The organism is Spirosoma horti (assembly GCF_054776595.1).
In genome coordinates this window covers 246,730-260,212 of record NZ_BAAHBQ010000004.1, presented here as the reverse complement: position 1 = coordinate 260,212, position 13,483 = coordinate 246,730, and the positions used below count along the sequence as shown (strand labels likewise).

The following is a 13,483-nucleotide window of genomic DNA, read 5'->3' as shown; positions in this document are numbered from 1 at the left end:
TGGCATATAACTTGATAGCCGACATATTGTCTAACGGTCGTATCTATGTATGCAGGCTTATGTGGGAGAAGACTTTGTGTGATTTTAAGAAAACTTTGCAGCCTTGTTATTGCAAACGGAATTTACTGATAATTTGGCATGGCCGGATGGGCTGAAAGCCCATAGTAGTGAAGAGGTCAGAGCCTTACTAGCTTTTCGGTCGAATTGAATCCAGCCAAAGCGTTTACTAGATTATAGCTTGTAACTCAATCCGGTGGAGTTTGTCCGGAGTTATTTGAAGTGTGATTTGAAAATAGTGTGTTTAATGACGTAACTATCTTATGAAAAGCGTCAAAGAAGTTAGCCTATTGGAGTAAGACCCTAAACTAGTCTATAACTTCTTTTAAAAGAAAGGAGTAAGCTTTACTACGGACTAATACCCTCCTCAATAATTCATTTGTCCAACGCAGAGAGTTCTATCTTTAATCTCGGGAAAATTTCAGTGTAGCATTTTATAATTATCTTTTTATATATCTCGTTGTATATGAAAAAAATGCAAGTATTTGTGGGAAAAAGTTAAATCGATGATGTTTTAATAAAGTATTAATTAGAAAAATATCACTTTAAAACTTGTGGTAATGGCAAATGCAATGCATTAGGCTGTTTCATATGTAGCCAATCAATAAGTGACCTAGTCATTTTATAATTATCCATACTGTATATTTTTAAATTAGTTATATCCATGCTACAGGCGTTTTTATTACTGTTATTCCCATATACAAAATCAAAATATAAACCAGGTTTTCGGACGATAAATGGAATACTTAGATGTGTCTTTTCTGTAAAAAATCCGTTGATAGGGCTTCCAGGTAATATAATATCATTAATTGTGAAATCTGTTAAGCGTAGATAAAATTGGCCATCACTATTTAAATTTACAGCGTTATTAAGCTTTAGATCACATTCAATAATATATATTCCTGCTTTGTTACTAATTGTTTTTGGAACGGGTATTCTCACAACTTCTATTTTTCCGTTTAAGTCGAATCTACTACCGTTTGGAATTGGAATTACACGGCCTGAGTTATTACTCCAAAGATTCGGTTGCGAAAAGTTTTGAATAGAGTCTGTTATGTTTTTATCTGAAGAAAATTTAATAGAAGTTCCTATTTGAATAGGACCTGAAAATTCATTATACTCGACCTCGTCGATAAATACTTTTGCCGTTGATTGGTTTATTATCGTATACTGAAATACGTCAAATTGATCAGTTCCCCTTTTCCTACCAGTAATATTGTTTAATTTGAATGTGCCATTTTTCGATTTAATATTAATTACAGTTTGCGGTAAATAGGCATTTAAATTTGTTATTCCTACTTCTCCACCAACACTACTTCCTGTTTCCACAAAGCTTTTTCCACTTTTTTTATCATTTACGGTTCCATTAACATTGCTTAGTTGTATTATATTAACCTTATCAATTAAAATAGGAGTAAAACATACATCAGCAGTAATATTGTTTACTTGACCCCAAGCTGAACCATTACCATAATCTACAAAATGTAAAACACTTTTATGGCCATAAGCGAAAATATTTGTTGCCTGTAACCCATCTACTTTTCCAATTACTACAGCTTCTCCATTGTATTGAGTATATTCTTTCGCTTTAGTACCCGCAGTTGCCCAGAAATCCCAGAAATGTACGTTTTCTAATCTACTTGCATCAAATAGCCTATCGAAGCGGATGCCAATATTAAACGTTTGTCCAAATATATTTCTAACATTTAATTGACCTCCATAATCGACATTAATGCCATTATAACAGTTGGTGAGCATTATGTCCTCAATTTGTATGTTATCTGCTCCAGATGGTTTTTCGGATGTTGTTATTGCCCAGCCGTATTTCAGTGGCGTAAAATTATTTTTAGACTGACGAGGCCAATAAAAAGCGAATCCTTTTATTGCCGACCCCATTTCTAATTTAAAGGCGGGAGAAGTTATTTTATCCTTAGGAGGATCTACTGAAACTAGAGCAAAATCTATTCCAAAGTTCGCTTTAAATGGAATTTTAGGCCCTCCTTGTAACGTCACCCCACTTTTTATAATGATTGTGCTTGTGATTTTATAATTTCCTTTTGGAACTGTAACTGCCTTTATTCCAGAACTGCTTGCATAGTTAATAGCGTTCTGAAAAGCTTTTGTATCATCAACTAAGCCATTGCCCTTTGCTCCATAATCCCTTACGTTGACCCCTTTTTGTGTATTGTTTATCCTTTTGTGTATACTGTACGTTTTGCCCGGTTCATTTTTTCTATTTAATATGTACAGATAGCATTCGCTTTCTACTAGCGGTGCTTTTACTAAATTGTTGTCTTTCAAGTAATTATCCTCGTTAAGGCTTGTTTTATGAAAGCATGAATTAATCTCTGTATTTAATAGTAATGAAATTGGTTCTTTATGTATTGGGATGTCAATGAACAGCATATATTAGTTGGTAATTGCTATAAAAGAAGAGTCGTCGAACGCAATATCCGTAGAATTTCAAGGCTATCCATGGTATTTAAGCTATTTCTACATAGGCAAAAGCATGCTTTTAATTTGTTCAAAGTTTAATGGTATAATTATTGCTTCGAAAGAGTAAACGAGCTTTGTTTATTAAAATTATGAAAATAATATTACAAGTAACTGTTTTGTTGGTAATGATAATGGCGAAAGCTTACTCACAAACCAATTATGTTTCGACGACACCGTCGTCTATCACACCCGGCTCCGACAATACACTAGTAGGTATCGGGGCTGGAAACCTTAATATGAGCGGGTCGAGTAACCTGTTTATAGGACGTGGGACGGGTACGGCTAACATGGCTGGAACTCAAAATGTGTTTTTAGGTGCATCAGCCGGAAATAGAAACTCTTCTGGCCAAAATAATTCCTTTTTTGGTTACAGCACGGGCTTTAATAACACAACAGGTAATAATAATACGTTTTCAGGTTCTGGTGCTGGATATACAAATGCTACAGGTTATAACAATGTATTTACAGGATATCGTTCTGGATATTTTAATGATGCTGGCAACAATAATTCCTTCTATGGTGCTGGTGCTGGCTATTCAAATTCTGCTGGTGCAGACAACACTTTCTTAGGTGCAGATGCAGGTGGAGGTAATACAACAGGTAATCTGAACGTATTTATTGGCTCACTCACTGGGTCTGCAAATTCAACTGGGGCTGGAAATACCTTTATAGGTGCTCAAGCTGGTCAGTCAAATACTACAGGAGCTGAAAATACATTTCTGGGCACCTTCTCGGGGAGGTCTAATGAAACTGCATCAAGTAATACGTTCATTGGTTATCTAACAGGTAATCAAAATACGAGTGGCTATCAAAACACTTTTATAGGTACTAGGGCCGGTTATAGCAATACAACAGGACAATCTAATTTATTCATCGGCTTCTTGACGGGTGCTGCGAATAACGTTGGGGTAGGTAACACATTTTTAGGGGTTGGAACAGGTATAGTTAATACAAGTGGTAACAACAATACTTTTATAGGCTCTAACTCAGGCGTTAACAATATAAATGGCTCGGCCAATGTATTTATAGGAACTCAATCGGGTGTCAGTAACCAATCAGGGAGCAGTAATCTGTTTTTAGGTACTCAAGCCGGTTACTACAATGTAAGTGGTATTGGAAATACATTTTTAGGTAATACGGCTGGTATAAGTAATACAGGGGGAGGGGGTAATACTTTTATTGGTACAAATGCTGGCGCTAATAATACTATAGGTATTAACAATGTCTTTTTAGGGGGATCGGCAGGACTAGGTAACCTAACCGGTTCGAATAATTTGATACTAGGAAATGGCGCTAATACTGGACCCTCAAGCCTTTCTAATGCAGCTGCTATAGGATCTAATGCTCAAGTAACAGTGAGTAATGCCATAGTACTTGGCAACAACGTCAACGTTGGTATTGGTAACACTGCTCCTAAAGCAAAGCTTGAAATTACTTCATCGACGTCTGGCGTGAGCGGTCTACGGCTTACTAATTTAACGAGCGCAACTTCCACAAGCTTAGTAAACCAAACTAAATTCTTAACTGTAAACGCCCAGGGCGATGTCGTACTTGGTAGTACGAGCGGAAGCGGTGCTCGGATAGCTGCAGATGCAGATGGAAGCCAATGGAAAATAGAAGGAAATAATATTAAAAATATAAATGAAGGCGGTGTTATCATTGGTGATGGCATTCAACAAACACCTGCTGGTTATCGGCTGTATGTTTCCGATGGCGTTTTAACGGAGAAAGTTAAGGTAGCTATCAAAACGACTGACGACTGGTCGGATAAAGTATTCGAACGTAGTTACAAGCTGAAAAGCTTGTCAACGGTTGAAAAGTATATCAATAAAAATCAGCACCTCCCTGGCCTGCCTTCTGCAGAAGAGGTTGTGAAAGAAGGAGTTGACGTCGGCGCCATGGAAGCCAAGTTGCTGGAAAAGGTCGAAGAGCTTACGCTTTACATGATTCAGCTGAAAAAGGAGAACGACGCGCTAAAGCGCCAGAGTGTACGCATGGAAAAGCGTATCAATTCGTTACAACGTCTAAACCATAAGTAACATGCGCATTATATTGAGTATTGTCGGATGTTTATTAATGGTTAAGGCCACAGCTCAGGAGATACATAAGCAACAGTATATTCAGCTTACTTACACGCCAAACAGAGCTTATGTTGAGCAGGCTACCGAAAAAATAGCGGCTGTTAATACCGTACTAGCCAGAACTACCGTTGAATACCGGGCGGGGCATACTGTAGAACTTCTTCCTGGCTTTCAAGCTAAGCAGGGCTCCGTGTTCACTGCCCATGTGCAGGAGGTGCATGGCGCGAGCCTACGATTGGTGGCTTTCCCAAATCCATTTGATAAATCCACAACGATTAGTTTTGATCTACCCGAAACTGGAGTAATCAACTTGTTTGTGGTCAATGAAAAGGGGCAAATTGTTGAGCATTTGCTAGAGAACAGCCAACTACCTGCTGGAAAGCACCAATTTGAGTGGAGGGCTGATGCTCATTCGTCTGGCATTTATATACCTGTATTAAAGACTGGGCGACAGCAAGTAAGCAGCCGAGTAGTAAAAAAATAAAAGACAAAAGCCTGTGGAAACAGGCTTTTGTCTTTTCCAGATTGTATTGCCTACTTTTGTAAGCGTTTGTCATACTATTATTCGTTTATGAAGATTGCTTTAGTGCAGGATGGGCTCATGTGTCGGGCGGGCGGTGAACAGGTTGCTCTGTGTTTCCATAAGGCATTTCCAGATGCTCCCGTCTACACACAATGTTATCAGCCAGATCTAACGTTTGCTGAATTTAAAGAGTGTGATATAAGAACTTCTTGGTTACAGTATATAGCTAAGACTGATAATATAATGAAGGGACTTTTCTTTCCTCTTGGTATATGGGCAATGCAATCACATGATTTAACGGAGTTTGATGTAGTTTTAATCTCGTCAACGCATTGCGCTAAATACGTAAAAATAAGCCCGTCAGCGTTAGTCATCAATTACTGTCATACTCCTTTTAGATTAGCTTGGGATCCCTCTTCATATGCTCAGTACGTTAACGCAAAAGGGATCAAACGAATTATTTTTGATTATGTCATTAAACGCATGCGTTCAATTGATTACAAAGCAGCACAAAGACCAGACTATTATTTAGCGAATACTAAAGAAACTGCCGAACGTGCCCGTACGTCTTATCAATTGGATAAGCCAGTTGAAGTGCTTTATCCCCCTGTTAATGTGCAAAATTTTTACAATTCTAAGGAGCGGAAAAAATATTTCTTAGTTGTATCAAGATTAGAATATTACAAGAAAGTCGATTTAGTAATTGAAGCATTCAACCAGCTCGGCTATCCTTTAGTCGTTGTTGGAAAAGGTCTGCAGGAAGATGAAATTAAGGCGGCAGCCAAGAGTAATGTGAAGTTCATGAGCGGGTTGTCCGCTAAAGAATTAGCTGATGTATATGCAAATTGCCGGGCCTTTATATTTCCCCAGCATGAGGACTATGGCATTACACCCCTGGAGGCTAATGCCGCTGGAAGGCCTGTAATCGCATATGGTACGGGTGGCGTATTGGCGACCCAAATTCCGGTTATGGATGAACCCTCACGAGCAACCGCCCTATTCTTCAGCAATCAAACAGTCGAAGATTTAACGAATGCTGTCAAACAATTTGAAACCATAGAGCATCGTTTTGATCCCTCCTTTATCCGATCACATGCTGAATCTTTTGACGAGTCTAAATTCATTGATCAGATCAGAGTATTCGTTGCCGATAAATTTGCTCAGCATCGTAAAACAAAGTCATCAACTATTAAATAATACAGGATCGCTACATTTGTGAATTGCTTTATCCCCTATCATGACAATTAATTGATGTATATATTATCGAAGCTGTATACCTATTATGCGCCAATACTTTTGCTAAATGGGCTGGTGATTACCCTCAATGCTCAGCCAATCCGCCAGCCTTCTCACTACTTTGGTGAAGTTGGAACCTATCAGTCCTCCTCTACAGAAACGCCGTTCTGGCTACGAAGTAACCAGTATGGTATCGTGCCAAATCGTTCTCCTGTCCTAACCTTGCGGGCCGGTATTTATAGCGATTACGATAGCAGCCGACATAGCACCGGGCGTTGGAAGACCTCGAAATATGATTTTGGCTATGGCATAAACGTAGTCGCGAATGCAAATCGGAATGAGTTGGCTTACGAAAGAAATATACTGTTGCCTGAAGCCTATGTAAAAGTTCGCCGTGGTATTTGGGAGCTTTACATTGGCCGACGGCGCGAAAAGTTCGGGTTAGCCGATTCTACATTGTCTACAGGCTCCTATGCCTGGTCTGGTAATGCCATGCCGGTGCCTAAAATTCAATTGTCGATCCCTGTTTTTACACCAATAGGCTTCACAAAAGGTTGGCTGGCGGTTCAAGGGACCTTTTCCCATGGCTATTTAGATGCCAACGGGTTTGTGTCGAATACCATGCTTCATCAGAAGTCGCTTTACCTGCGGTTTGGCCGGGAAAAAGATGTCGTTCGCTTATATGGCGGTTTCAATCATCAGGTCGTTTGGGGAGGGCATACCGATAAATTAAAAGGAACTGGTCTTGTGCCTGACGATGGTAAGCTCCCGTCAAGTTTACGTGATTACTACTATGTTATTGTTGGAGACCGTTTCAGCCGTACAGACTCAAGTGCCTACACAAATTTTGAGATTACCAATCGGGTCGGTAATCATCTGGGAAGTATAGATATAGGCGCTGAAATAGATCTAGTGCGTCATACACTGTATTTCTACCGGCAGAATATATATGAAGATGGCTCGCTATTTTATTTAATCAACATTGCGGATGGGCTAAACGGATTACGCATCAGACGTAATGATCCGACAGCTGTCGTTCGGGATATACTTTTTGAATTCCTAAATACAACCAGCCAGGGCGGACCAGAATTTATTATTGGTGATCCTTACAAGCAGGGTAAAGATGATTATTTCAATCATCAGCAGTTTAGGGAAGGCTGGGCATACCGCCAACATACGATTGGTACTCCATTTATTCCGCCCGCTCTGGGTCCTCAGGATCAATATCCGGATGGGACTTTTACGGCAAATAATCGTGTTTACGTATTCCATGCAGGGCTGGCCGGAAGCTTACCTACTCGTTGGCGGGTATTGAATGGACCATTGGCCTATCAGGTCAAACTATCTTATAGCCATAATCTGGGGACTTATAACAACCCCTTTACAGTGCCCAAAAATCAGTTTTCGACCTACTTTAATGTTGTGGCCCCGTTGGACATTTTAGGTGGAGTACAATTAACGGCAAGTGTTGCTACTGACGTAGGTTCGCTTTATCAGAATGGAGTAGGCAGTTTTATAAGCATACGGAAGAGTTGGGGAAAATAGCTCTCATAAGTAACCTCTTTGTTTTACGGTTAACAGACTTGGTTATTTAAAGCTATATTTGTGATTAATTTACTTCCTGACCCGTTAAGCCGTATAATAATATTCGTATTATCTCATCGACTGTATGCTCTAATTTAGCGTACTATAGTTTGACGACACATCTTTAAAACGGTTGATCAGTAAATTTTGGAGGAATGAGGCATCGCTATTCTATATTATTTTTTCCGCTTCATGTAATCGTTGATTTCCTGAGCTTAAATGTAGCTTTTGTAGGCGCTTATTGGCTTAAATTTCAGCAGGTTGAACCTGTTACGCAGCCGCCCTATGCCGCTTTCTGGGCGCTGTTCAATCTGATTTGGTTATTAGAGATCTTACTAATTAAGCCATACACGTTTCCTCGACAACTATTCAAGGTCTACCATTTAATAAGAAAATTATTAATTCTGATGGCTATTCATATAGCTATTATTTCAATCTATTGGGTAGCCGTAAAAGGGTACTATTATTCCCGAGAACATTTACTGTATACGTACATACTATTTACAGGCATGGCCATGGCTTTTCGTGTTGGAAGCCTGGTCTTCTTAAGGGAGTATAGATCCAGAGGGTACAATAATAGACGATATGTAATTGTCGGATACGGTAAGTTGGCCGTCTCCATTCAAAATTTCTACAATGCCCATCCTGAAATGGGGTTTCGTTTCCACGGCTATTTTGATCAGCCTTCCAGCGAAAATGTTGGCTTGCTCAAAGGGAGCTATGATGATCTTTCTGCCTACATCAAGCAACATAAGATAGATTGCGTATATTGTTGCATGCCGTACATTGATAATAGATATTTGAAGGTCATTGTTGAGAATGCTGAAGCTGCGGATTATCAAGTAAAGCTATTGGTTGATTTTAGAGGATTTTTAGCTCGTGGAGCTTCGGTAGAATACCATGATTTTTTGCCTGTGCTGAGTCTATCATCACAGATGTTGGCTGATTTTCAGGTCAATACGCTCAAACGCTCGTTCGATCTGTTATTTTCTGTGGCGGCCCTTGGTCTGGGAATGCCCTTGTTCCTTGCTCTGGCTGCTATAACGAAATGTACCTCATCAGGCCCGGTTTTTTATGCACAGGAGCGTATTGGGAGGGGAGGTAAGCCGTTTAAGATATACAAATTTCGAAGTATGTATGTCGATTCGGAGAAATCGGGCCCGGTACTTTCTGGTGGCTTACTCGATAGCCGAATTACACCCTGGGGCCGATTCATGCGTAGCACCCGCCTTGACGAAGTGCCTCAATTTTATAATGTGCTGATTGGGGATATGTCCGTTGTAGGGCCTCGGCCGGAAAGACAACATTTTATTGATCAGATTGTTGAAATTGCTCCAGAATATCGCTCTTTGTTAAAGGTCAAGCCTGGCATTACATCCATTGGCCAGATTAAATACGGGTATGCCTCGAATATTGATGAAATGGTTCAACGGCTGCGGTACGATCTGCTCTATCCAAAACGTCGGTCATTCTTATTTGATATGTGGATTATTGCCCAAACATTGCGGGTAATGGCGCAGGGCCGTGGCAAGTAATTGCTCTTGTCTGATCAATTATAAATCGGCCTGACTTCTATGAGATTTTTATTTTTAAGCATCTGCTATGGGGCAATGACTGCTGCAAGTTTTACCATCGGGTACGGGCAGCGTATTAGTCAATACCAGGTAGAAACGGGTGCGCTGGGTTCATCGGATCAAACACCCTTCTGGCTACGAGCCAATCAATACGGAATTGTTCCGCTTAAAAATCCGACGTTTCGACTGAATGCTAGCCTTCATTCTGATTATCGGCTCGCTGATAGCTTGGGCCATAAACCCAAGGCAGATTGGGGCTATGGGCTTAATGCTGTGGCTAACATTGGAACAACCAATCAATTCCTGCTTCCTGAAGCCTACATAAAAGGACGTCTCGGCGCGTTTGAACTTTATGCCGGGCGCCGAAAAGAAATTATTGGGCTGGTCGATACCCTGCTGACAAGCGGTTCCTACATCTGGTCAGGCAATACATTACCGTTCCCGAAAATACAGTTAGCCGTTCCCGTTTTTACCCCGCTCCCCTTTACGAAAGGTGTCCTGTCGGTGATGGGTACATTTTCACATGGCTGGTTCGAAAATGCCGGTCGCCTGGTGCAGGGTTCTTATCTGCACCAATCATCTTTGTATGGCCGAATAGGAAAGCCTTCTTGGCGAGTACATTTTTATGGCGGATTTAATCACCAGGTAATGTGGGGTGGGCACTCTGATTATTTAAATAATAGCGTATCCGCGAATGGTAAATTGCCTTCGAGCATCAAGTACTTTCCTGCCGTTGTATTGGGTACTCGGAATCCCTACCCAGACGATCAAAGTCTTCAGACAATTTCTAATTTTGAGGAAAATCGGGTCGGAAATCACCTTGGTTCTGTTGACCTGGCTATCGATGTCAATCTAAATCACTGGAGTCTGTTCGCGTATCGGCAGTTTCTGTACGACGATGGGTCGCTATTTTATGGAACGAATCTAGTCGATGGTTTGAATGGTCTGCGGATACGGAACCGTGATCAACCGACTGGAGCAACTTTTTTTCTAAAACAGATTACACTGGAATATTTGTTTACCGGAAGCCAAGGGGGAGACTTATTTGTCTTAGAAGATCCTGAGAAACGGGGACGTGATGATTATTTTAACAATAGTCAATTTATTGACGGCTGGACGTACTTTGGTCGTACGGTTGGAACGCCTTTTCTAACTCCTCAACAAGAGGTAAGTTCGGCGTTGCCACCTCGCTATGGAATTGCCAATAATCGGGTTAGCGCTTACCATCTTGGTCTTAGCGCGCTTGTCGCCAATAAAGTGGATATAATTGCCAGACTGTCCTATAGCCAGAATGCTGGAACCTATGCTGTTCCTTATTTAACGATTCCCACGCAATTTTCGGGGTTGTTGACGGCTTCGGTGCCTATCGGTTTGTTCGGTGGCACTGTTCTTAATGGTTCGCTGGCGCTTGATTCAGGTAAACTTTTACCAAATAGTGTGGGGGGCTATATCAGCTTACGAAAAACGGGCGTTTTAGGAAGAAATCGTCAGACGATCGTTTCGCCACGAAGAGGATTCTAACAGACCTTAGTTGGATCGATTAGCCCGCTTGCGAACTTTCATCTTTTTTTAAGGCCTATAGCGGTTCGTTCATAACAATCAACTGCTATTTTTACCCGGACTTCTTCTTAATTAATCACTCAACGAATACGTGGGTTTGGATGGTGCGAATGAATAGTTTCTTGAGTTGGTTTTGCGTTTTAGCATTAATTGGCATTGGTATATCCTGTGGACAGGATCAGAAAAACCTGAATAAGTCGGCGCGTGCCTTACGTAGTTGCGCTGATGAGCAAATTCTGACAAGTTCAGAACAAGCGACCATTCGCCAACAGATTAATGCCGATGAGAAAAGCCGAAAGGTTGAGGACATCTTCAGGCAGAAAGTCCGGGGCGGGTTAAACGGTAATGTGCTGGTGGCGCAAAAAGGCATTGTTTTGTATAAAAACTGCTTTGGTCTAGGCCACTTTGAACGAAATCAGCGCGATACGTTGGTCGAAGACTCAAAATTCCAACTGGCATCGCTATCCAAAACGTTCACGGCCGTTGGTACACTGAAACTCATTGAAGCGGGTAAACTCAAGTTCGAAGATACCATCCAGCGGTTTTACCCCGATTTTCCCTATCACGGTATTACGGTTCGCGAATTATTGAGCCACCGCAGCGGTCTGCCAAATTACCAGTATGCTTTTGACGATAGCATGAAGGTGAACTTCTATAAGAAAGAGAAGCCTTACCCGTCAAACGCCACAATTATGCACTGGTTTGCTACGGTCAAGCCAACGCCTAAGGCCTACAACATTCCTGGACGAGGGTTCAGTTACAGCAATACCAACTACATGGTGCTGGCGTCGATCATTGAGAAAGTGACTGGTCAAAGCTACGAAGCCTTCATCCAGAAGAATATCTTCGAGCCGCTGGGCATGCACCAGACGTTTGTCGCGACAACGAAAAACGACTCCATAAATCATCATCGAACGGCGGGTTACCAGTGGAACCGACGCATTCCCAAGGATTATTATGACGATGTCGTTGGTGATAAGGGGATCTATTCAACGACAGGCGACCTGTTCAGGTGGTATCGGGCTCTAAATGGCGACTGTTTATTACCGAAGAAAATGCTCGCCGAAGCCTTTGTTCCACGCAGTTTTGAAAAGAAAGGCGCCAAGAATTATGGTTACGGTTTTCGAATGATGCTCAATGATAATAATCAGCCCGAATATATTTACCATTCAGGTTGGTGGAAAGGCTACAATACCATGTTCTGGTTCAGTCCTAAAGATGAGTATGTGATTATTATTCTTGGAAATCGCTATAACACAACCGTTTATCAGGTCAAAGAACTTATCGAGGTCTTGCACGGCGGGTCGAATAATAAGGTATCGACCGAAGAAAGTGAGGTAGAAATATGAGTAGAGCCGACCTGAAGGTCGGCTTTTTCCGTTTTTACTACTTAATGCTCCTGATTGAGCCCATAATTCTTCATGCGTTCACTATTACTTAGTATGCTATTGGCCACTGCATTACCCAACCTTGCCTTAGCGCAGGAAGTTATCAAACTCTGGCCAGATGGAGCCATTCCCAATGCGATTACGGGGGCGCAGATCACCGAAAAGTCGGAAACTGATGCGAATGACATTCTCCGGATCAGCAATGTATCGGTGCCGACATTGACGGTGTATTTACCACCAAAAGATAAAGCAACCGGAGCCGCCGTGATGATTTGTCCCGGTGGAGGCTACGGAATTCTGGCGGCCAGCCACGAAGGCTCAGACGTAGCGCACTGGTTCAATGAGATGGGCGTCGCTGCTTTCGTATTGAAATATCGGTTACCTAACCCGGCTATCATGACGAATCAGCAGGAGGTTCCCCTTATGGATGCTATGCAGGGTTTAACCCTTATTCGGAAAGAGGCCGCCCGCTATGGAATCGACCCAAATAAAATTGGCGTAATGGGTTTTTCAGCAGGAGGGCACCTGGCTGCTACGCTCGCTACGCACTACAATAAGGGACCGAAGGCGAGTGAGCAGGCCAAACCAAACTTTGCTATTTTGATGTACCCCGTCATCACCTTTGGTGAGAAAGCGCATGCCGGATCGCGGAATAATCTATTGGGTAAACTGGCGTCATCGCCGGAGATGGTCGCTTACTATTCCAATGAATTACAGGTTACAGCCCAAACACCGCCTACTTTTTTAGTCCATGCAGAAGATGACAAAGCCGTGCCCGTTGAAAACAGCATCGACTTTTACCTGGCTTGCCTAAAAAGCGGTGTTCCTGCCGAAATGCATCTGTATCCAAGTGGTGGACATGGTTTTGGGCTCCGAACGGCTAAATTTGGCTCACTCAACGCGTGGCCCGATGCCTGTAAAGCCTGGCTGACCAGTCTATACACAAAGAAATAAGCTGTGGACTTAGTTGCTTTACTCAGAGGG

General features: G+C 41.8%; 9 protein-coding genes. 8 read left to right on the top strand and 1 reads right to left on the bottom strand.

Translation table 11 applies throughout. The annotated features are described in order from the left end of the window. Nucleotides 1-597 precede the first annotated feature (597 nt). The gene (locus tag ACYVAM_RS12635; RefSeq protein WP_461067467.1) at nucleotides 598-2,358 is read right to left on the bottom strand and encodes a glycosyl hydrolase family 28-related protein; all 1,761 of its coding nucleotides are present in this window, start codon (nucleotides 2,356-2,358) and stop codon (nucleotides 598-600) included. Between the two features lie 482 nt (nucleotides 2,359-2,840). Here ACYVAM_RS12635 and ACYVAM_RS12630 point away from each other — a divergent pair, with 482 nt between their 5' ends. The 8 genes from ACYVAM_RS12630 (at nucleotide 2,841) to ACYVAM_RS12595 (ending at nucleotide 13,453) form a co-directional block, all read left to right on the top strand. After that, nucleotides 2,841-4,592, top strand: coding sequence for a beta strand repeat-containing protein (locus ACYVAM_RS12630; RefSeq protein ID WP_461067465.1), 1,752 nt, complete (start codon nucleotides 2,841-2,843; stop codon nucleotides 4,590-4,592). A 1-nt stretch (nucleotide 4,593) separates the two neighbouring features. Next, nucleotides 4,594-5,118, top strand: a complete 525-nt coding sequence (locus ACYVAM_RS12625; protein ID WP_461067463.1) for a T9SS type A sorting domain-containing protein — start codon at nucleotides 4,594-4,596, stop codon at nucleotides 5,116-5,118. Nucleotides 5,119-5,205: 87 nt separating this feature from the next. Further along, entirely contained in the window at nucleotides 5,206-6,354 is a 1,149-nt protein-coding gene (locus ACYVAM_RS12620; protein ID WP_461067461.1) for a glycosyltransferase, read from the top strand. Between the two features lie 54 nt (nucleotides 6,355-6,408). After that, entirely contained in the window at nucleotides 6,409-7,938 is a 1,530-nt protein-coding gene (locus ACYVAM_RS12615) for a capsule assembly Wzi family protein (protein WP_461067459.1), read from the top strand. A 194-nt stretch (nucleotides 7,939-8,132) separates the two neighbouring features. Continuing rightward, nucleotides 8,133-9,512 carry a sugar transferase gene (locus ACYVAM_RS12610; RefSeq protein WP_461067457.1) on the top strand — a complete coding sequence of 460 codons (1,380 nt, stop codon included), beginning with the start codon at nucleotides 8,133-8,135 and terminating at the stop codon, nucleotides 9,510-9,512. A 75-nt stretch (nucleotides 9,513-9,587) separates the two neighbouring features. After that, the gene (locus ACYVAM_RS12605) at nucleotides 9,588-11,072 is read left to right on the top strand and encodes a capsule assembly Wzi family protein (protein ID WP_461067455.1); all 1,485 of its coding nucleotides are present in this window, start codon (nucleotides 9,588-9,590) and stop codon (nucleotides 11,070-11,072) included. Between the two features lie 140 nt (nucleotides 11,073-11,212). Continuing rightward, nucleotides 11,213-12,460, top strand: a complete 1,248-nt coding sequence (locus ACYVAM_RS12600; RefSeq protein ID WP_461067453.1) for a serine hydrolase domain-containing protein — start codon at nucleotides 11,213-11,215, stop codon at nucleotides 12,458-12,460. A gap of 72 nt (nucleotides 12,461-12,532) precedes the next feature. After that, nucleotides 12,533-13,453: an alpha/beta hydrolase gene (locus ACYVAM_RS12595; protein ID WP_461067451.1), complete on the top strand. Its 921-nt coding sequence runs from the start codon at nucleotides 12,533-12,535 to the stop codon at nucleotides 13,451-13,453. Nucleotides 13,454-13,483 lie beyond the last annotated feature (30 nt).

Excerpts from the sequence above, each read along its gene's own strand:
- ACYVAM_RS12620 (WP_461067461.1), top strand. The coding sequence starts at position 5,206 with ATGAAGATTGCTTTAGTGCAGGATGGGCTCATGTGTCGGGCGGGCGGT.
- ACYVAM_RS12610 (WP_461067457.1), top strand. The coding sequence starts at position 8,133 with ATGAGGCATCGCTATTCTATATTATTTTTTCCGCTTCATGTAATCGTT.
- ACYVAM_RS12605 (WP_461067455.1), top strand. The coding sequence starts at position 9,588 with ATGACTGCTGCAAGTTTTACCATCGGGTACGGGCAGCGTATTAGTCAA.
- ACYVAM_RS12630 (WP_461067465.1), top strand. The coding sequence starts at position 2,841 with ATGGCTGGAACTCAAAATGTGTTTTTAGGTGCATCAGCCGGAAATAGA.
- ACYVAM_RS12595 (WP_461067451.1), top strand. The coding sequence starts at position 12,533 with ATGCGTTCACTATTACTTAGTATGCTATTGGCCACTGCATTACCCAAC.
- ACYVAM_RS12600 (WP_461067453.1), top strand. The coding sequence starts at position 11,213 with ATGGTGCGAATGAATAGTTTCTTGAGTTGGTTTTGCGTTTTAGCATTA.
- ACYVAM_RS12625 (WP_461067463.1), top strand. The coding sequence starts at position 4,594 with ATGCGCATTATATTGAGTATTGTCGGATGTTTATTAATGGTTAAGGCC.
- ACYVAM_RS12615 (WP_461067459.1), top strand. The coding sequence starts at position 6,409 with ATGTATATATTATCGAAGCTGTATACCTATTATGCGCCAATACTTTTG.